Here is a 17110-nt window from a genome sequence, read left to right as displayed (position 1 = left end):
ACGCGCATGTCGCATATCGTCGCCGCCCTCTATCGCTTCACCCGCTTTGCCGATCCCGCCGCGCTTGCCGAACCGCTGCGCACGCTCTGCGCGGAACTGGGCACGCACGGCACGCTCATCCTGGCGGGCGAGGGGATCAACGGCACCGTCGCCGGAATGGCCGACGCCATCGCCACGCTGGTCGCGCATATCCGCGCCCTGCCGGGCTGCGCCGATCTCGACGTCAAATATTCGGAAGCGGATGAGGCGCCCTTCGCCCGGATGAAGGTCAAGGTGAAGACGGAGATCGTCACGCTGGGCGCGGGTGACCTCGATCCCGCGAACCAGGCGGGGACGCATCTCGACCCGGCCGAATGGAACGCGCTGATCGCCGATCCCGACACGATCCTGATCGACACGCGCAATGCCTATGAAGTCGCCTGCGGCACCTTCGAAGGCGCGATTGATCCAGCGACCCGCTCCTTCCGCGAATTTCCCGCCTGGTTCGACGATTTCGCCCAGGGGCTGCGCAACCAGGGCCGTTCGCCCAAGATCGCCATGTTCTGCACCGGCGGCATACGCTGCGAAAAATCGACCGCGCTGGTGAAGACGCGCGGCTTTGACGAAGTCTATCACCTCAAGGGCGGCATCCTGCGCTATCTGGAGGAAATGCCGGAAGCGGACAGCCGCTGGCAGGGTGATTGCTATGTCTTCGACGAACGGGTGACGGTGGGCCATGGCCTCAAGCCCGGCGACTACATCACGTGCCGCGCCTGCGGCCTGCCGCACCCCGGCAGTGCGGATCATGATTGTCCGGGCGATGCGTCGGGCGCCTGGCCGCACCGAAACTAGACAGGCGTCTCGACCAGTTCCGCGATCTCGAACGCATAGCTTTTCCAGCCACGCATCCGCGCGCCGTCTTCCGCAGCACCGCGTAACTTCTTCGCTTCGACGAGCGAGCGCGTATGTCCCCAGAAGACCTCTGTCCTGCCATTATCCAGTTCGGCGACAATCCGCCAATAATGGGTGAAAGGGTCCGCCGTCGGCCCGATCGTCTTGACATAGCCATCCGCCATGGTGGCCGTCAGATAGCGCTTCTTGCGGGCCATGCGTCCTAACTCGTGAAGCGATGCAGCCCTGCTCCATGCGCGCGCAGCCACGCCCGCGCCGGCCGGGGATCGGCGCCGTAAATCCGCGCATGGGCGGCATGAAAGGCCGGGCTATGGTCCATATGCAGCAGATGCGCCAGTTCATGCGCCACGGTCGCGCGGCGCACTTCGGGCGGGCAGAGGATCAGCCGCCAGCTATAACGGATCGCGCCCGATGAAGCGCAACTACCCCAACGGCTGCGCGGATCACCCACGCCGACCGAGGCAACGATCAGCCCATGGTCGCGCGCCAGTTCCTGGCTTTCGGTTTCCAGCACCGCCCTGGCGCGGGCAATGAGCCAGCGCTGCACCCGTGCGCCTATCGATTCCGCAGCACCGCCCAGCAGCAGCCGGTCGCCGTCGAGCCGGATGGTGCGGGTCGCGCCCTCCATCCAGTGGATTTCGACCTCGCGCCCTTCCAGTGGAAAGACTGCGCCATGCTCCAGCCGGGTAAGACCGGGCTGCTTCGCCATCTGCGTGCGGACCCACCCCTCATGATCCTGCGCCCAGCCGAGCGCCTTTTTGAGGTTCGCCCGCGCCGGCAGCGATAGCCGCAGTTCCCCCCGCGCGCTGTCGATCGTCAGCCGATAGGCCCGCGCCCGCGCCGAACGACGCACCCGGACCGGCATCGCCACGCCGTCTATCAGGATCGCGGCGTCAGAGTTCTCGGTCGACAAGATGATTCTCCCAGTCGCCGGCGTCCGCCTCCGCCACCGTCCAGCCGCGCACCGACTCCCCGGCGCGATGCACCGCTTCCCGGTCGCCGCAGACCAGATAATGCCATTGCGGCAGCGGCAGCCCTTCGCCCCGCAGGCGATAGGCGCAGGTGCGGGGCAGCCAGCTTATCTGCTTCACCTTGGTCGGGGTCAGACGCACGCAATCGGGCACGAACCTGCGCCGATCCTTATAGTTGCTGCATTGCCCACTCTGCCGGTCGAGCAGGCGGCAAGCGACATTGGTCGGATAGATGCGCCCCGTATCCTCATCCTCGGCCTTGTGCAGGCAGCATTTGCCGCAGCCGTCGCACAGCGCTTCCCATTCGGCGCGGTCGAGCTTGTCGAGGGGCTTTTCCCAGAAGTTCGTCACTGGATCCATTTTTCAAGGAAGGCGAGCACCTTGTCGGGCGCGCCTTCGTCCACATCCGGCGTACCCGGATCGTCCACCGGCACCAGCGCCATCGGCTTGCCGTCCGGATCGAATAGATAGGGCGTGCGGCTGTGGCTGACCAGATAGTCGCTCGCGCCACCAGTCTTTTCCGGCCCTTTTTCCGGATTGTAGATCACCACGAAATCCTTGGCGACCCTGGCGATCTGCTCCTTCGTGCCGGTCAGGCCGATGAGCCGCGGGTGGAAGGCTGCAACATAATTTTTAAGCACCGCCGGCGTGTCGCGCTCGGGATCGACGCTGATGAGCATCGGCTGCACCTTGGCGGCCAAAGCGGGCTTTTCCTTCTCGAAACGGGCAAAGGCCTGCATGATCCGTTGCAGGTCGACCGGGCAAACGTCGGGGCAATAGGTGTAGCCGAAATAGACGAGGCGATACTGCCCCCTGAAATCGTCCCAATGCGTCGGCTTGCCATCCTGGTTGGTCAGGGTGAAGGGCGCGCCGATCCGTGCGCCGGCCAGTTCGCCCTGTTCGCTTTCCCCGCTTGATGCATTGCCGCCAGCACCCATATTGCAGGCAGCAAGCAGAGCGAGCACGGGTAGGGCGAAGGTGGAAACGGCTTTGTTCATGGCATCGCCAGCCATGCCCTGCTAGGAAACGTTTTGCAAATCCAACGGGGCGCCAAGATGAAGACCAAGTTCCTTTCCGCTTTCCTGGGTTCGATGGCGCTGGCGCTGCTGGTTCCCGGACCGGCCCAGGCGCAATTTTCGGACAATTACAACTTTCTGAAAGCGGTGAAGGACAAGGACGGGGAGAAAGTCACCGACCTTCTCCAGAAGCCCGGCTCAACGGTCGTCAACAGCCGTGATGTCTCCACCGGCGAAAATGCGCTGCACATCATCGTCGCCCGGCGCGACGCGACCTGGCTCACCTTCCTGCTCGCCAAGGGTGCCAATCCCAACCTCGCCGACAATGACGGCAACACGCCGTTGATGGATGCGGTGCAGGGCCGGTTCGAGGAAGGGGTGCGCAGCCTGCTCAGCTATAATGCCCAGGTCGACAAGGCCAATGGCAGCGGCGAAACCCCGTTGATCCGCGCGGTGCAGTTGCGAGATGTCAGCATCGTCCGCCTGCTCGTGGCGCAGGGCGCCAATCCCGACAAGCGCGACACCATCGCCGGCATGTCCGCGCGCGACTATGCGCAACGTGACAACCGCACGCCCGGCCTCACCGAAGCGCTGGATGCCGCCAAGACCGCGGCCAAGCCGGCAGGGCCGGTACAGGGACCGGTGTTCTAGGCTTTCGAATATTACCGCTGACGCGGGTCGACCTCCAGACCCAGTCGGCTACGCCAATCGATACAATAGAGTTGCACGAGCGAAATGCCATAGGCCAGGGCGATTCCGGCGCTGACTCCGCCCATCTTGTTGGCGAAAATATGCCAGGCCCCAAGCACGAATATAATCCGCATGGCCAAATGGATCAGGCCAACGGGATGGCCCAACGTCCAGGAAAAGATGACCCAGTGCAGGGCAAATCCGATGCCGACGCTGATCGGAAACAGCGCAGGTGCATAGATCCACACGGGGATGTGAATAGCCCAGGTCGACAGCGCCATGATCCTTGCCATGGCCGATAGCTTGAAAAGCGGGTTTTCCGGCGGGGACCCCATCTCCTCCCCCCTTATCCGACCGATCGCAAGGCCAACTGGCAAGATCGCCCAGAAACACAGTGCCAATGTGAGGTTATGGCCTTCGCGGGGAATGACCAGGCTGAGCAGCGCGGCGATCGAATAGACGATGATGCCCGTCATCGGCAGGGCCAGAGATCCCTTGCGGCGCACGATGAAATCCGTCCGCATTTGCATGAAATCCATCGCCGTTCCCCCTACCCGTCGACTGCCGCTCTCCATTGTCGCACTGTTTCGTTCCTGAAGAAACAGGCTTTGGGCCATGTGACAGGATCGATCCGCACAGGCTTCGTTCCTACCACCCCAATTCCGCCGCATGATCTGGGTCCGCCAGCGCGGTCAGCCGCCGGGCGGCGCGGCGGGCAAAGCGCAGCGTCTCCGCCTTGCGACGTGCGGCCGCCAGCGGCTCGACCGGCGCGGGGCGGACCAGTTCGGCGTCATATTGGTCGGCAACGATCAACCCCGTGCGCGTCGGCCACAATGCCTCGCTCTCGAACGGGCTGAGATCGAACCCCGACGGCACCGCCCAGAAGAAGCGGTCGCAATAGTCGAAATAGTCGGGCCATTTCATGTCGCCCAACAAATCCGCGCGGCTACACTTGATCTCGACGATGGTAAGCCGTCCGGCACTGTCGATCGCCATGATATCGGCGCGCCGGCCATTGGGCAGCGGCACTTCCAACATGCCGCTCATGTCATGGCGGAAAAAGAGGCGCAGCGTTCCCCGCGCCACCGCGAGCGCGGTGCCATCAGTCAGGGGGGAACAGACGTCGTCGGGGGCGGTACTCATGCCCGTGATCCTAGAACATTATAGGAACAAATGAAAAGGCCGATTCGGATTTCCGAACCGGCCCCATATTTTTCGTTCCCACGCCGTTTCGGCGCGGCTTCTATCTCAGCGATAGAAGATATGATTGTCGATCGACGCTAACTTGGTCTTGCCCCAGGCCGGCGACACGCGACGGGCGTGGAAGAAGAGCGCGCCTTCGGCCCGGCTGTCCCAGCTATCGTCCATGGCGATCTGGGCGATAGCGACCGCCTCCCGCCAGCTATCGCTGTTCTCAGGGATCGGCGGCATCGAATGGCGGCGCACGAAACTGAACTGGCTCGGCTGGTAGACGACGCCGCACAGGCTGTTGGCGAAGCGGCCCGACTTGACGCGGTTGATGACGACACGCGCGACGGCCAACTGGCCTTCCAGGCTTTCGCCCTTGGATTCGAAATAGACCGCTCCGGCCAGGCACTTCATGTCGCCATCCAGCTTTTCGGGTTCGCCTTGGGCGTCGACCAGAGCAGCGAGGCTGTTCGCCTGATAATCGGAATCGGTGGAAAAGCTGTTATCGGCCTTCGGAGCCGAAGCCAGCGGCTGCGCGACTTCGCGCGGCGCGGCAAAGACGACGGCGGGCTGTGCGCCGACCTGGGCCGTCTGGGGCAGGGAAGCAATCGAGGTGATGGATTCACCGGCGATCGACATATCGGAAGCAGTCACCGCAGCGGCGGTGGACAAAACAAAGGCTGCGAGGATCGCAGCTTTCAAACGAAAACTCATCTTAGCTCAAAAACATGCGGTTCTTGGCCTGGGCGTCGTCATTTAACGCATATTCTTCGCGACGACCGGCCGCCCCCCGTCTGCGTGTTTACCGCGCCCGCCCCCCAATGGGCGAATTCGGCAACCTGCGCGTTGGCGTCGCGCGCCTCTGCACGGCTCATGACGATGTGTCAACGATCAGCAGATTGTTTCAGCGGCGAAGCGTTCCGCTTCCGGGACATCAAGTTCGATCAACCACAGATCGGGGTCCGCCCTGCGCCGGCGTACCATATATTGCGCAAACGCCTCCGCTCCCTCTGCGGGGGAGGGGCCGCAACGCATCAACGCATAGCCGCCCGCAAGGTTCGGCACACGTTCAAACAGGCCCGTTTCCTGACCTTTTTCAAGTGTTTGTACCAGGATGACACCGCTGATCTCATCGCCCTTGGCCAGCACCGTGGCAAAGCCGCCCGCCGCCGCGACACGGCGTCGCAGCGCGCCGATCAACATGGCGCTGGTCAGGCGGGCGTCCGGCCCTTCAGCCACCATATCCCGGCAGCGATGATAGCGGGAATTGCGACCGCATGAAGGTGCCGGTGCCCCGACCCACTTCCTCGCCGCTCGAATCGATCAGGCTCGCTTCGGCCACATAGACGCGGCGCTTGCCGCTGATCCAGCGTCCCTCGGCGCGAATCCGCCCTGGCCCGATCGGCCGGGTGAAGAGCAGGTTAAAGGCGGTGGTCAGCAGGAAACGGTCGCTGACCAGGCTATTGGCGGCGTAGAAGGCCGCATCGTCTAGCATCTTGAAATAGACGGTGCCATGGACCGCGCCGGCAGCATGGAACTGGCTTTCGTCGACATCGAAATCGATGACCGACCGGCCGGCTTCGGGGATGGTCAGTTCCGACCGGAACAGCCGGTTGATCGGCGCGGAACCGTAAAGCTGCTCCAAAGCGCGAAAATGCGCCGCTTCGCCGCTCGGCGCTTCAGGCAGCGTCACGCGCCCCGCCGCCCGCCAGCAGCGCGTGCAGCGCCTCGGTCGATTTGGCGCCGCGCAGTCGTGCGACATTATTTTCGTCGCGCAGATAGCGCGACACGCGCGCCAGGGTCTTGAGATGCTCCGCGCCGCTATCAACCGGTGACAGCAGGGCAAAGACGATATCGACCGGCGCCTCATCCACGGCGTCGAACGACACCGCCGGATCCAGCAGCACGACCACGCCGCACATTTTGTCGAGGCCGGGGATCTTCGCATGGGGAATGGCGACGCCGCCGCCGAAACCGGTCGACCCCAGCCGCTCACGTTCGAACAGCGCATCACCCGCTTCGTCGGCGTCCAGATCATAGGCGCAGGCGGCCAACGCGGCGATCTTCTGGAACAGCGCCTTTTTGCCGTTCGCTGCCAGCCCCGTCGCGAGCGCTTCGGGCGAAACGATGTCGTTGAAGTTAACCATGATCAATCCGAAACGGCCGAGCCGCGCTGTCCGTCTCTTTGCGCTTGTGCTCGGACAATGAAAGCCCGGCCCCATAAGCCGCCTGCACCCTGAGGTCAAGGCGACGGGGCCGGGCACCCGGAGCATCTCCAGGCCGGGCGGGCTACCCGGCGGCTGAGGAAATGCGGACAAACCGGCCAGTACAGGCCGGTTCGACCCGGCAGCCATCCATGCCGTCAGGCATTTGGTTCCACCCAACCGATCGTGCCATCATGACGGCGATAGACCATGTTATAGGCCGATGTTCCGGCATTGACGAACAGCAGCGCATTGGTGTTGCGCAGGTCCAGCATCATTACCGCGTCGGACACGCTGGCCTGGGGGATGTCGACCTTGGTCTCCGCAACGATGAGCGGTGCGTCGGCGGCTTCCTCCTCCTCATCAAGGGCTGCGAAGATGGTGTAGCCGGCGCCGTCGATCTGATCGACGCTATAGCCATTGGCCCTCTGCGCCTCCGCCGCGGCGGCCTGGCTGCTGCGATCTTTCAGACGTCGCAGATACCGTCTGAGTTGCTTTTCGATACGTTCGGCGGCCTGGTCGAAGGCGGGATGGGCTTCCTGTGCCTCACCCGCACCCTTGAGGATCAGGCCAGTCATGACATGGCTGACAATGTCGCAGTGAAAGGCTCCATGCGGCGCTTTGCGAAAAGTCACCTGGGCGGAAATCGTGCGGGAGAAATATTTCTCGGCCATCGCTTCCAACCGGTCGATGACATGCTGCTTGAGCGCGTCACCCGTCTCGACCTGATGCCCGGAAACACGAATATCCATATGCCTTCTCCTTATTCTTGCCGGGTCATCGGAACGACGGCCCGGTTAGGTTGGAGGCATGAGGCGGGCAATGCACCCGTCGACCTATGCCTCCTCCAGCCAGAGCGGCTTGTCCAGCGTCGCGACAAACGCTGCATGCCGTTCCAGCTCCTCCGCGCTCGCGGTAAAGACGCGCGCGGGACGAACAGGGCGAACCATGACGGTTTCCGTCCGTTCCGCCCTGGCAATCGCTTTCGCTTCCTCCTGTGCAAGACCAAGGCCGATCTGACGGCCGCCGGTCAGTTCGATATAGAGCTGCGCCAGCAGTTCGGCGTCGAGCAGCGCGCCATGCTTGACGCGATGGCTGCGATCGATGCCGTAACGGGTGCAGAGCGCATCCAGACTATGCTTCGCGCCGGGATGGAGCTGGCGGGCAATGGCGACGGTGTCGATCATCCGGTCCATCCCCACTTCGGGCTGGCCGCACCGCTTCAGTTCATGATTCAGGAATCCGAAGTCGAAACGCGCATTATGCGCCACCAGCGGGCTGTCCTCGATAAAGGCGAGCAGTTCCAACGCGCCGCTCGAAAAGAGCGGCTTGTCACGCAGGAAATCGCTCGACAGCCCATGCACTGCAAAGGCAGCAGCCGGCATGTCGCGTTCGGGATTGTAATAAGCGTGGAATGTGCGGCCGCTCGGCACGCGGTTGATGAGTTCGATACAACCGATTTCGACCAGGCGGTCGCCGGATGCGGGATCGAAGCCCGTCGTTTCGGTATCGAAAATGACCTCGCGCATCGCCCTCTTCATTCGACTCTGTGGGCCAACTCTTATCTGCCTGTCTTCGCGCCAAGGCAAGCGACCAGACGCCTGACCTGTGCGCGGGTTGCGGCAAATGTCGTACCCGTATGGATGATATAGTCCGCCCGACGACGCTTTTCAGCATCCGGCGTTTGCAGATTGACGATTTGGCGGAATTTTGTCGCCGTCATACCCGGCCGCGCCAGAACGCGCTTGCGCTGCTTCCAGGCCGGGGCCGTAACGACGATCACGCCCGCCAGCCTCTTCTGCCCGCCCGTCTCGAACAACAGCGGAATGTCGAGGATCACGAAATCGCGCGATCGGTGTCGGCGCAGGAAGGCGCGGCGTTCCTCCCGCACGGCGGGATGAACGATCGCCTCCAGCGCCTTGCGCGCCTGCGGCTGGCCGAACACCGCCGCGCCCAGCTTCGCCCGGTCGACGCCTTCCGGCCCGGTCGTGCCGGGAAAGCGTGCCTCGATCGCCGGGAGCAGCTTACCCGCCGGCCCCTGCAACCGATGCACCTGCGCGTCCGCGTCGAACACAGGCACGCCCTCACGACGAAACATGGCCGCGACCGCCGACTTGCCCATGCCGATCGAGCCGGTGAGGCCGTAGATCTTCATCAGTCGGCCGCGAGCAGCAGCGCGCGCAGTTCCTCGTCCAGTTCGCGCGGCGCCTGCGCATCGAAGAAGATGTCGAAGGCGAGCGCCGCCTGCCCGATCAGCATTTCCAGGCCATCGAGCGTCTTGAGGCCCCGCGCCCGCGCCGCGCCGAGCAAGGCGGTCTCCAGCGGCGCATAGACGATATCATAGACGGTTGCGCCATCGGGCAGGGGGGCAAGATCCAGTTCCAGCGGCGGCTGGCCAGCCATGCCAAGCGATGTCGAATTGACCAGCAGGTCGGCGGCGGGCAGCGCATCGCCCATGCCGATCACCCGGCCCTTGATCCCGCCATGGTCGAGCAGCGCCTGTCCCTTGGACTGATCGCGCGCCATGATCGTGATGTCGGGCACATCCAGGCTGGCGAGCGCGAACAGGATCGCCCGCGCCGCGCCGCCCGTGCCGATCAGCACCGCGCGCCGCCCCTTCCACTTGTCGCGCAGCAGCGGCTGCAGGAATCCGCCCGCATCGGTATTGGTGCCGATCAGCGGCCCGCCCGTCTCGCTGGCGATGGTGTTCATCGCCCCGATGCGTTCACGCACGCCGCCCGGATCATCGGTATAATCCATCACCGCGATCTTGTGAGGCAGGGTCACGTTGCAACCCAGCCAGTCGGGATCGGCCCGGCGTGCGAGAAAATAGGCCGCCAGTCCGTCGGGCGTCACATGGGTCTTGCGATATTCCGCCTCGATATCCAGCGCGTTGAGCCAGAAATTATGGATTAGCGGCGATTTGCTATGTGCGATCGGATCGCCGATCACTTCAGCATAGGGGAGGCTGTCGGTCATGCCGCCAAAACGCCGCGCACGCGCAGAAAGTCAAGCAGAGGCAGCAAGGGCAGGCCCTGAATCGCGAACTGGCTGCCTTCCACCTTGCTGAAAATCTGCACCCCCGGCCCCTCGATCCGGTAACAGCCCACGCACCAGCGCAATTCATCCCAATCCGCGTCGAGATAGGATTGGATGAAGGCGTCGGACAAGGGCCGAACCGTCATCCGCACCCGCTCGACATGGCGCCAGATCGGCTCGCCATTCAGCGCGATCACCGCCGCGCTGTGGAGATGATGCACCCGGCCCGACAGCAGGCGCAGGATGCGCTCCGCATCCACCCGGTCGACTGCCTTGTCGATCATGTTCCCATCGTCGAGGCTCAGCGTCTGGTCGCAGCCCAGCACCAGCCCCCCCGGCACTCGCCGCGACACACGCAGCGCCTTCAGTTCCGCCAGCGCGTCCGCCAGCCCGCGCGCATCCAGTCCATCGGCGCGCAACGCCTCCTTGACGGCGTCCTCATCCACTTGAGGAGACAGCGCCTCGAACGGCACCTGGGCGGCGGCGAGCAACGCCCTGCGGCTTGCACTCTGCGACGCCAGCACGATCATGCCTCGACTCCTTCGGCCAGTTCCCGGTCGTTGAACAGGTTGATGATCGCCGCGGCGGCTTCCTCGATAGACCGGCGCGTCATGTCGATCACCGGCCAGCCATTGTCGGCGAACAGGCGACGGGCAAAGGCGAGTTCATCCTGCACCTTCTCCAGATCGACATAGCTGGTTTCGGGTGCCTGGTTGAGCGACAACAAGCGATTGCGGCGGATCTGCACCAGCCGTTCGGGGCTGACGGTCAGGCCCACCACCATGGGATGCCGAAGGTCGAACAGGCTGCGTGGGGGCGGCGATTCCGGCACCAGCGGGATATTGGCGGTCTTATACCCGCGATTGGCGAGGTAGATGGAGGTCGGCGTCTTCGACGCGCGCGACACCCCCGCCAGGAGGATGTCCGCCTCTTCCCAATTTTCGTGCCCGACACCATCGTCATGGGCGATGGTGAACTGGATCGCCTCGATCCGGGCGAAATAGGCTTCGTCCAATATATGCTTGCGTCCGGGGCGGGTGCGCGTTTCCTGCCCCAATATGTTGGACAGGGCGTCGGCCACGCTGTCGAGCGCGGCAACATGGGGCAGACCCAGCGCGCGGCAGCGGGTTTCCAGTCGCCGGCGCAGCATGTGGTTGGTCAGGGTGAAGAGCACCAGACCCGGATTGGCGGCGATTTCCTCCATGATCCGGTCGAGATGGACATCCGATCGCACCATCGGCCAGAAATGGCGGATCGCATCGACATTTTCGAACAGGCCGATCGCCGCCTTGGCGATATTCTCCAGCGTCTCGCCGGTGGAGTCTGACAGGAGATGCAGATGGATACGCGCCATGGGCACATCTCTGTTGAAGGCATGTGGATAAAGCAAGGGATGAATCTGTGGATAATATGCGACCTTCCTTCCATCCCCGCTGCCCGGATTCTTATCCACAGTCGCTCAACATGCCCGGATTTTCATCCACAAGCTGTGGATAACGGGGATAGCGATACTGACTCGCACGGTCTTCCGTGACTCTTGCGAGTCAAGTTGTTGGCAAAAGCGGGCACAGCGCATAAACCCCGCTGCCAACGACACTATCATCTCCATCAACCTTTTGAATCATACTTAAAGAGAGAGTCTGATGCGCTTCGACGCTCCGGTGAGCCTCGCCGAAAAGCCCCTGCTGGGCGTCCTCAAGGGAGAGCGTCCCGCCATCCCGCCGATGTGGCTGATGCGCCAGGCTGGTCGCTATCTGCCCGAATATCGCGCATTGCGGGCGCAGAAAGGCGGATTCCTCGAACTCGTCTATGACAGCGAAGCCGCCGCCGAAGTCACACTCCAGCCGCTCCGTCGCTTCGGCTTCGACGGCGCCATCCTGTTTTCCGACATATTGATCGTGCCCTATGCCATGGGGCAGAATCTCTGGTTCGAGACTGGGGAAGGCCCGCGTCTGGCGCCCATCCTCGCCGATACCGACCTGTCGGCGCTCACGCCCGATTTCAGCCGCTACGAGGCCGTCTATGAGACGGTGCGGCAGGTGAAGGCCGCCCTGGACCCCAGCGTCACCTTCCTGGGCTTTGCAGGCAGCCCCTGGACCGTTGCGACCTATATGGTGGCCGGGCAGGGCAGCAAGGATCATGGCGCCGCCCGTCGCATGGCGTACAACAAACCGGACAGCTTCACCGCGTTGATCGATGCCATCATCGATGCGACCGTCATCTATCTGTCAGGCCAGATTCAGGCCGGTGTGGAGGCGGTGCAACTGTTCGACAGTTGGGCCGGCAGCCTCGCCCCGCTCCAGTTCGACCGCTGGGTGATAGATCCCAACAAGCGGATCGTGGAGCGATTGAAGGCGCTTCACCCGGACATTCCCATCATCGGTTTCCCCAAGGGGGCTGGCGCCAAGCTGGCGGACTATGCCGCGCGCACTGGCGTAGATGCGGTGGGCGTCGATGAGACGGTCGATCCGCATTGGGCGAACCGGGCGCTGCCACAGGGAATGCCGGTGCAGGGGAATCTCGATCCGCTGGCGCTGATCGCCGGGGGCTGCGCGGTCGAGGAAGCGGTCGACTCCATCCGCGCCGCCTTTGCCGACCGCCCGCATATCTTCAATCTGGGCCATGGCATTTTGCCTGATACGCCCATTGCGCATGTCGAAGCACTGATTAGCTATGTGCGGCAATAAGGAGTCCTGACCCATGGCCTATCTTGGCGCCGCCTATCTCTGGGTGAAGGCCGCCCATGTGATCTTCGTCATCTTCCTGATGGCGGGGCTGTTCATGATGCCGCGTTTCTTCGTCTATCATCAGGAAACCGTGCCGGGTTCACCAGAGGATAAAAGGTGGATCGAGCGTGAGACGCGGCTGATAAAGATCATCCTCAATCCGTCGCTGGCTCTTGTCTGGGTCTTCGGTCTGATGCTGATGGTGGAGATCGGCGCCTGGCATTTCGGCTGGTTCCATCTGAAACTGCTCTTCGTGCTCGGTCTGTCGGGCTATCATGGCTGGATTACCGGCTATGCGAAGAAGCTCGCCAAAGGGGAACGTCCCCTTGGCGACAGGCAGTTGCGGATGTTGAACGAGATTCCCGGCATCGCGGCTGCGGTGATCGTGATCGCGGTGATCGTGAAGCCCTTTTAAGGGGCGGGGCGACCGCATCACTGTCCTACGGGCGGTCTTCATGCTATGGAGAAACCCTGCCCCGCAAATGTGCGATAGGATCAAAACCGCGCAATTTTATATCAATATCTACGGGAAATGTGCGAAGTTAAGGCAAAGCGAGCGGAGAAACGTCGATGCATGATCCCCGTCTCTGGTTCGGTCCCAAGCGCATCGGCTGGGGCTATGGTCCGCGCACCTGGGAAGGATGGGCGGTAATCGGTCTGGTCGTGGCGGCCGGCATCTTTCTGACGCGGCTGGCTTGATTCAGGCCGGATCGACCGCGATATTGTCGATTAACCGCGTCCGTCCCAGCTTCGCCGCACCCAGCAGCCGTGCGGGGCGGTCGAGGATGGAGATCGGCTCCAGCGTCGCTGCGTCGCACAAGGTCACATAGTCGATCGGGCCAAAGCCCTGCGCCGACAAGGAAGCGACCGCTTCCGCCAGCGCCGCCTCGACCGGTTCGCCCTTCTCGATCTGCCGTTTCGCTTCGCCCAGCGCGCGGGGCAGGGCCAGCGCGGCCTTGCGTTCCTCTTCGCTCAGATAGGCGTTGCGGGAGGAGAGGGCGAGGCCATCCTCGGCCCGCTGCGTCGGCAGTCCGACAATCTCGATCGGCAGGTCGAGGTCCGCAACCATGCGTCGGATCACCACGAGCTGCTGATAATCCTTCTCGCCGAAGATGGCGACGTCGGGCCGCACCTGGTTGAACAGCTTGGTGACGACGGTTGCCACCCCGTCGAAATGACCCGGTCGCGCCGCCCCGTCCAGTCCTTCGCTCACCCCCGATACGCCGATGTTGGTGGCGAATCCGGCCGGGTACATGACATCGACCGTCGGCGCCCAGAGAATGTCGACGCCGGCCGCCTGGAGCATCTGTGCATCCTTGGCTTCGCGCCGCGGATAGGCGTCCAGGTCCTCATGGGCGCCGAACTGCCGGGGGTTGACGAAGATCGACACGACGACATGCCGCCCGTGTCGCCGCGCTTCCTCCACCAATGCCATATGTCCGTCATGCAGCGCGCCCATGGTGGGCACCAGAACCACTGGTTTTCCATCGCTTTTCAGCAATTGGACGGCGGCGCGAAGGGCGGGCAGGTCACGCAGCGTTTGCACGGGAGGAATGGCTCCGATAAGGGCAGGGAAATATGGGGCGTCCTGCTAGGCTTGTGTCGGCGCGACCGTCAACAAACATTGCGACAAACAACGGGGTTATCAAGGTCCGATGGCGAATCCGCAGCCGCATCTCATCGTCTTCGCCAATGAAAAGGGCGGCACGGGCAAGTCGACGACGGCGGTTCACACTGCCATTGCCCTGACGGCGCTGGGCCATGAGGTCGGCATGATCGACCTTGACCCGCGCCAGCGCACCGTCACCCGCTATATGGAAAATCGCGCCGAAACCGCGCGCCGTCGCAGCATCGATCTGTCCGCGCCCGCTTTTGCGGTGCTCAAGGGGGACAGTATCGACGCGCTGGAGGAAGAAGCGGCAATGGTGTCGGCGGGCAAGGACTTCCTGATCGTCGACACGCCCGGCCGTGACGATGCCATGGCGCGCCACATGGCCGCGCGCGCCAATACGTTGGTGACGCCGATGAACGACAGCTTTGTCGATTTCGACCTGATCGGCCAGGTGGACGCTGAAACCTTCAAGGTCCGCCGCCTGTCCTTCTATTCCGAATTGATCTTCGAAGCGCGCAAGACCCGCGCCAAGGCCGATGGCGTGTCGATCGACTGGGTGGTGCTGCGCAACCGCGTCCAGCATCATGATGCGCGCAACAAGAAGCGCGTGGGTGACGCGCTGATGGAATTGTCCCGCCGCGTTGGATTCCGCGTGATTCCCGGCCTGTCGGAACGGGTTATCTTCCGTGAGCTTTTCCCGTCGGGACTGACTCTGCTCGACAAGGGGCATCTGGGCGAACTGGGCGTCAGCCATATCGCCGCGCGGCAGGAACTGCGCGAGATGGTGGCGGGCTTGGCCCTGCCGACCCGCGAGGGCGTGGCCTCGATGGACCTGCTCGGCGCTGCCTGATGGGCGCGCTCGCGCTGCTGCTGGCCGGACTTGCGATCTGGCTGATCTGGACGGGAAGGCTGCAACGCATGACGGCCAAGGATGGCATGGCGTTGGGCGCGGCGTTGGTGGGCGCGGTACTGGCGGCCAAGGGCAAGCCGGTGATCGGCGCGCCCCTGCTGATCGGCGCAGCGTTTTTTTTCGTCAAACAGGGGAATGCCAAAAGCAGGCCGGGCAAACGCCCGGCTGTGCCGCCGCGCGCGGATGAGGTGGCCAGGGCGCGGGCGTTGCTGGGCGTTGCGCCCGATGCCGACGCCAAGGCGATCCGCGCCGCGCATCGCCGCCTGATCGCGTCGGTCCACCCCGACAAGGGCGGGACCGAGGCATTGGCCGCGCAGATCAATGCGGCGCGCGACCTGTTGCTCGCAGACCAGAAACAGCGATGACCCATCGCTTCGACCCGACGCTGCTGCGCGACTATGATCTGCGCGGCACGGTGGGCGAAACGCTTCATGCCGCCGATGCCTGGGCGCTTGGCCGCAGTTTTGGCACGGTGATCGCGCGCGCCGGGGGAAAGCGCGTCGCGGTGGGCTATGACGGCCGGCTGAGTTCGCCGATGCTGGAGGATGCGCTGGTCGAGGGGCTGACCCGGAGCGGCATCGATGTGCGCCGGATCGGCCTTGGCCCGACGCCTATGCTATATCATGCCGAAGCGACCGGCGACGTGCAGGGCGCCATTCAGATAACCGGCAGCCATAATCCCGGCGATCAGAACGGCTTCAAGCTGGTGCAGGGCCATGCACCCTTTTTCGGCGCGGACATCCAGCGCCTGGGCGTCATGGCGGCGGCCGGCGATTGGGAAGCGGGTGCGGGTCGGGTCGAGACGGTCGAGGTCATGGAGGCCTATGCCGCGCGGCTGATGCAGGGATTTGATGGTCCGGCCTGCCGCATCGGCTGGGACGCGGGCAATGGCGCCGCCGGCCCGGTGGTGGAGAAACTGACGCAACGCCTGCCCGGTGAGCATCATCTGCTCTTCACCCAAGTAGACGGTCATTTCCCCAATCATCATCCCGATCCTTCCGAGGAACGAAATCTGGCCGACCTGCATAGGCTTGTCCTTGAGAAGCAACTCGATTTCGGTGTGGCTTTCGACGGCGACGGCGACCGGATCGGCGTGGTGGACGGGAAGGGGCGGACGATCGCCGGCGATCAACTGCTCGGACTATTCGCGCAGGATGTGCTCAAAAAACGCCCCGGCGCGCCGATTGTCGCGGATGTGAAGGCCAGCCAGACGCTGTTCGATCGCATCGCCGCATTGGGTGGCAGACCGGATATGTGGAAGACCGGCCACAGCCATATCAAATCCAGAATGAAGCAGATTGGCAGTCCCCTGGGTGGGGAGACCACCGGCCATCTCTTCTTCGCCGACGATTATCCCGGCTATGACGATGGTCTCTATGCCGCCATTCGCTTGATCCGCCTCGTGTCGGCGCTAGGGCAAAGCGTCACCGCGCTCTGTGACGCCTTGCCGGTCAGCGTCATCACGCCCGAACTGCGTTTTCCGGTGCCTGAGCCGCGCAAGTTCGCGGTGGTGGAGGAAGTGCTCGCCCGGTTGCGCGCGGCCGGAGCGGATCTGTGTGATATTGACGGGGCGCGTGTGCAGACGGCGGACGGCTGGTGGCTGCTCCGCGCATCGAATACCCAGGCGGCCCTGGTTGCGCGAGCCGAGGCGGCCGATCAGGCGGCCTTGGCCCGACTATTGGCCCAGATTGATTCGCAGCTTGCTGATTCGGGCCTGATAAGGCTGGTCATGCCTTGAAAACAGAAATTTCTGGTATCGCTATCGTTTCTGGATGCAACTTTTCCTCTAGGGAAAGCAGGGCTTTTGCGAACGATTGCAGGAAACGCAATCATGGTTTCCTGTTTCGCATTTGCGACAATCGG

The 17110-nt window shown here is 63.4% G+C and carries 25 protein-coding genes; 8 read left to right on the top strand and 17 right to left on the bottom strand.

The genetic code is table 11. From position 1 onward, the window contains the following. Positions 1-6 precede the first annotated feature (6 nt). Positions 7-831 carry a rhodanese-related sulfurtransferase gene (locus MOK15_RS12420; protein WP_242931897.1) on the top strand — a complete coding sequence of 275 codons (825 nt, stop codon included), beginning with the start codon at positions 7-9 and terminating at the stop codon, positions 829-831. Here the strand turns inward: MOK15_RS12420 and MOK15_RS12415 are convergent. The 4 genes from MOK15_RS12415 to MOK15_RS12400 are packed head-to-tail and all read right to left on the bottom strand — an operon-like array spanning position 828 to position 2875. Beyond that, positions 828-1088, bottom strand: a complete 261-nt coding sequence (locus tag MOK15_RS12415) for a hypothetical protein (RefSeq protein WP_242931896.1) — start codon at positions 1086-1088, stop codon at positions 828-830. The two genes, MOK15_RS12420 and MOK15_RS12415, sit on opposite strands and share 4 nt — an antisense overlap. A gap of 5 nt (positions 1089-1093) precedes the next feature. Continuing rightward, positions 1094-1804, bottom strand: a complete 711-nt coding sequence (locus MOK15_RS12410) for a SprT family zinc-dependent metalloprotease (RefSeq protein ID WP_242931895.1) — start codon at positions 1802-1804, stop codon at positions 1094-1096. Beyond that, the gene (locus MOK15_RS12405) at positions 1785-2222 is read right to left on the bottom strand and encodes a YcgN family cysteine cluster protein (RefSeq protein WP_242931894.1); all 438 of its coding nucleotides are present in this window, start codon (positions 2220-2222) and stop codon (positions 1785-1787) included. The genes MOK15_RS12410 and MOK15_RS12405 overlap by 20 nt, the downstream gene beginning before the upstream one ends. Then, complete coding sequence (locus tag MOK15_RS12400) at positions 2210-2875, bottom strand: SCO family protein (RefSeq protein ID WP_242931893.1); 666 nt, start codon at positions 2873-2875, stop codon at positions 2210-2212. The genes MOK15_RS12405 and MOK15_RS12400 overlap by 13 nt, the downstream gene beginning before the upstream one ends. A gap of 42 nt (positions 2876-2917) precedes the next feature. On the opposite strand from MOK15_RS12400, the gene MOK15_RS12395 reads away from it, so the two are divergent. Continuing rightward, positions 2918-3529: an ankyrin repeat domain-containing protein gene (locus MOK15_RS12395; protein WP_242931892.1), complete on the top strand. Its 612-nt coding sequence runs from the start codon at positions 2918-2920 to the stop codon at positions 3527-3529. An 11-nt stretch (positions 3530-3540) separates the two neighbouring features. Here MOK15_RS12395 and MOK15_RS12390 read toward each other — a convergent pair whose 3' ends face one another. The 12 genes from MOK15_RS12390 to MOK15_RS12335 all read right to left on the bottom strand — a co-directional run bounded on the left by MOK15_RS12390 (position 3541) and on the right by MOK15_RS12335 (position 11353). After that, positions 3541-4107, bottom strand: a complete 567-nt coding sequence (locus tag MOK15_RS12390) for a hypothetical protein (RefSeq protein WP_242931891.1) — start codon at positions 4105-4107, stop codon at positions 3541-3543. Between the two features lie 109 nt (positions 4108-4216). Continuing rightward, positions 4217-4711 (bottom strand): MmcB family DNA repair protein, encoded by a 495-nt coding sequence (locus MOK15_RS12385; protein ID WP_242931890.1) that lies wholly within the window; start codon positions 4709-4711, stop codon positions 4217-4219. Positions 4712-4816: 105 nt separating this feature from the next. Then, complete coding sequence (locus tag MOK15_RS12380; protein ID WP_242931889.1) at positions 4817-5470, bottom strand: cell wall hydrolase; 654 nt, start codon at positions 5468-5470, stop codon at positions 4817-4819. Positions 5471-5647: 177 nt separating this feature from the next. Next, positions 5648-5998, bottom strand: coding sequence for a DUF1491 family protein (locus tag MOK15_RS12375; protein WP_242931888.1), 351 nt, complete (start codon positions 5996-5998; stop codon positions 5648-5650). Further along, positions 5988-6449, bottom strand: coding sequence for a PaaI family thioesterase (locus MOK15_RS12370; protein WP_242931887.1), 462 nt, complete (start codon positions 6447-6449; stop codon positions 5988-5990). Before MOK15_RS12370 ends, MOK15_RS12375 begins: the two co-directional genes overlap by 11 nt. After that, positions 6436-6903 (bottom strand): PTS sugar transporter subunit IIA, encoded by a 468-nt coding sequence (locus MOK15_RS12365; RefSeq protein WP_242931886.1) that lies wholly within the window; start codon positions 6901-6903, stop codon positions 6436-6438. Before MOK15_RS12365 ends, MOK15_RS12370 begins: the two co-directional genes overlap by 14 nt. Before the next feature lie 215 nt (positions 6904-7118). Then, the gene (gene raiA, locus MOK15_RS12360; RefSeq protein WP_242931885.1) at positions 7119-7712 is read right to left on the bottom strand and encodes a ribosome-associated translation inhibitor RaiA; all 594 of its coding nucleotides are present in this window, start codon (positions 7710-7712) and stop codon (positions 7119-7121) included. A gap of 84 nt (positions 7713-7796) precedes the next feature. After that, on the bottom strand, positions 7797-8489 hold the full coding sequence (dnaQ, locus tag MOK15_RS12355; RefSeq protein ID WP_242931884.1) for a DNA polymerase III subunit epsilon: 693 nt from the start codon (positions 8487-8489) through the stop codon (positions 7797-7799). A gap of 32 nt (positions 8490-8521) precedes the next feature. Further along, positions 8522-9115 (bottom strand): dephospho-CoA kinase, encoded by a 594-nt coding sequence (gene coaE / locus MOK15_RS12350; RefSeq protein ID WP_242931883.1) that lies wholly within the window; start codon positions 9113-9115, stop codon positions 8522-8524. After that, the gene (aroE, locus tag MOK15_RS12345; protein WP_242931882.1) at positions 9115-9939 is read right to left on the bottom strand and encodes a shikimate dehydrogenase; all 825 of its coding nucleotides are present in this window, start codon (positions 9937-9939) and stop codon (positions 9115-9117) included. Before aroE ends, coaE begins: the two co-directional genes overlap by 1 nt. Beyond that, complete coding sequence (locus MOK15_RS12340; protein WP_242931881.1) at positions 9936-10529, bottom strand: Maf family protein; 594 nt, start codon at positions 10527-10529, stop codon at positions 9936-9938. The genes aroE and MOK15_RS12340 overlap by 4 nt, the downstream gene beginning before the upstream one ends. Continuing rightward, positions 10526-11353: a pyruvate, water dikinase regulatory protein gene (locus tag MOK15_RS12335; protein ID WP_242931880.1), complete on the bottom strand. Its 828-nt coding sequence runs from the start codon at positions 11351-11353 to the stop codon at positions 10526-10528. Before MOK15_RS12335 ends, MOK15_RS12340 begins: the two co-directional genes overlap by 4 nt. Positions 11354-11642: 289 nt before the next feature. Here MOK15_RS12335 and hemE point away from each other — a divergent pair, with 289 nt between their 5' ends. From hemE to MOK15_RS21895, 3 genes are all read left to right on the top strand, one after another. Then, on the top strand, positions 11643-12686 hold the full coding sequence (hemE, locus tag MOK15_RS12330) for a uroporphyrinogen decarboxylase (RefSeq protein WP_242931879.1): 1044 nt from the start codon (positions 11643-11645) through the stop codon (positions 12684-12686). Positions 12687-12699: 13 nt separating this feature from the next. Further along, positions 12700-13140, top strand: coding sequence for a CopD family protein (locus tag MOK15_RS12325; RefSeq protein ID WP_242931878.1), 441 nt, complete (start codon positions 12700-12702; stop codon positions 13138-13140). A 155-nt stretch (positions 13141-13295) separates the two neighbouring features. Continuing rightward, complete coding sequence (locus MOK15_RS21895; RefSeq protein WP_278254148.1) at positions 13296-13424, top strand: hypothetical protein; 129 nt, start codon at positions 13296-13298, stop codon at positions 13422-13424. Between the two features lies 1 nt (position 13425). Here MOK15_RS21895 and panC read toward each other — a convergent pair whose 3' ends face one another. Beyond that, the gene (panC, locus tag MOK15_RS12320) at positions 13426-14271 is read right to left on the bottom strand and encodes a pantoate--beta-alanine ligase (protein WP_242931877.1); all 846 of its coding nucleotides are present in this window, start codon (positions 14269-14271) and stop codon (positions 13426-13428) included. 109 nt (positions 14272-14380) lie between these two features. On the opposite strand from panC, the gene MOK15_RS12315 reads away from it, so the two are divergent. Genes MOK15_RS12315 through MOK15_RS12305 form a run of 3 tightly spaced genes read left to right on the top strand, consistent with a single transcriptional unit; the run spans position 14381 to position 16985 of the window. Further along, positions 14381-15187, top strand: coding sequence for a division plane positioning ATPase MipZ (locus tag MOK15_RS12315; protein WP_242931876.1), 807 nt, complete (start codon positions 14381-14383; stop codon positions 15185-15187). Next, positions 15187-15612, top strand: coding sequence for a J domain-containing protein (locus MOK15_RS12310; protein WP_242931875.1), 426 nt, complete (start codon positions 15187-15189; stop codon positions 15610-15612). Before MOK15_RS12315 ends, MOK15_RS12310 begins: the two co-directional genes overlap by 1 nt. Further along, positions 15609-16985: a phosphomannomutase/phosphoglucomutase gene (locus MOK15_RS12305; protein WP_242931874.1), complete on the top strand. Its 1377-nt coding sequence runs from the start codon at positions 15609-15611 to the stop codon at positions 16983-16985. Before MOK15_RS12310 ends, MOK15_RS12305 begins: the two co-directional genes overlap by 4 nt. Positions 16986-17110: the final 125 nt, after the last annotated feature.

This window comes from Sphingobium sp. BYY-5 (assembly GCF_022758885.1).
GTDB lineage: Bacteria > Pseudomonadota > Alphaproteobacteria > Sphingomonadales > Sphingomonadaceae > Sphingobium.
Note: the sequence above shows the minus strand (reverse complement) of the source record. Positions and strands in the feature narration are given on the sequence as shown.

Bases quoted from the DNA above. Each gene is read 5' to 3' on its own strand.
- MOK15_RS12400 (WP_242931893.1), bottom strand. From the start codon at position 2,875: ATGGCTGGCGATGCCATGAACAAAGCCGTTTCCACCTTCGCCCTACCC.
- MOK15_RS12335 (WP_242931880.1), bottom strand. From the start codon at position 11,353: ATGGCGCGTATCCATCTGCATCTCCTGTCAGACTCCACCGGCGAGACG.
- MOK15_RS12385 (WP_242931890.1), bottom strand. From the start codon at position 4,711: ATGAGTACCGCCCCCGACGACGTCTGTTCCCCCCTGACTGATGGCACC.
- MOK15_RS12390 (WP_242931891.1), bottom strand. From the start codon at position 4,107: ATGGATTTCATGCAAATGCGGACGGATTTCATCGTGCGCCGCAAGGGA.
- MOK15_RS12375 (WP_242931888.1), bottom strand. From the start codon at position 5,998: ATGGTGGCTGAAGGGCCGGACGCCCGCCTGACCAGCGCCATGTTGATC.
- dnaQ (WP_242931884.1), bottom strand. From the start codon at position 8,489: ATGCGCGAGGTCATTTTCGATACCGAAACGACGGGCTTCGATCCCGCA.
- raiA (WP_242931885.1), bottom strand. From the start codon at position 7,712: ATGGATATTCGTGTTTCCGGGCATCAGGTCGAGACGGGTGACGCGCTC.
- MOK15_RS12340 (WP_242931881.1), bottom strand. From the start codon at position 10,529: ATGATCGTGCTGGCGTCGCAGAGTGCAAGCCGCAGGGCGTTGCTCGCC.
- MOK15_RS12405 (WP_242931894.1), bottom strand. From the start codon at position 2,222: ATGGATCCAGTGACGAACTTCTGGGAAAAGCCCCTCGACAAGCTCGAC.
- MOK15_RS12310 (WP_242931875.1), top strand. From the start codon at position 15,187: ATGGGCGCGCTCGCGCTGCTGCTGGCCGGACTTGCGATCTGGCTGATC.
- aroE (WP_242931882.1), bottom strand. From the start codon at position 9,939: ATGACCGACAGCCTCCCCTATGCTGAAGTGATCGGCGATCCGATCGCA.
- MOK15_RS12315 (WP_242931876.1), top strand. From the start codon at position 14,381: ATGGCGAATCCGCAGCCGCATCTCATCGTCTTCGCCAATGAAAAGGGC.
- MOK15_RS12305 (WP_242931874.1), top strand. From the start codon at position 15,609: ATGACCCATCGCTTCGACCCGACGCTGCTGCGCGACTATGATCTGCGC.
- MOK15_RS21895 (WP_278254148.1), top strand. From the start codon at position 13,296: ATGCATGATCCCCGTCTCTGGTTCGGTCCCAAGCGCATCGGCTGGGGC.
- MOK15_RS12415 (WP_242931896.1), bottom strand. From the start codon at position 1,088: ATGGCCCGCAAGAAGCGCTATCTGACGGCCACCATGGCGGATGGCTAT.
- MOK15_RS12380 (WP_242931889.1), bottom strand. From the start codon at position 5,470: ATGAGTTTTCGTTTGAAAGCTGCGATCCTCGCAGCCTTTGTTTTGTCC.
- coaE (WP_242931883.1), bottom strand. From the start codon at position 9,115: ATGAAGATCTACGGCCTCACCGGCTCGATCGGCATGGGCAAGTCGGCG.
- MOK15_RS12365 (WP_242931886.1), bottom strand. From the start codon at position 6,903: ATGGTTAACTTCAACGACATCGTTTCGCCCGAAGCGCTCGCGACGGGG.
- MOK15_RS12325 (WP_242931878.1), top strand. From the start codon at position 12,700: ATGGCCTATCTTGGCGCCGCCTATCTCTGGGTGAAGGCCGCCCATGTG.
- MOK15_RS12395 (WP_242931892.1), top strand. From the start codon at position 2,918: ATGAAGACCAAGTTCCTTTCCGCTTTCCTGGGTTCGATGGCGCTGGCG.
- hemE (WP_242931879.1), top strand. From the start codon at position 11,643: ATGCGCTTCGACGCTCCGGTGAGCCTCGCCGAAAAGCCCCTGCTGGGC.
- MOK15_RS12420 (WP_242931897.1), top strand. From the start codon at position 7: ATGTCGCATATCGTCGCCGCCCTCTATCGCTTCACCCGCTTTGCCGAT.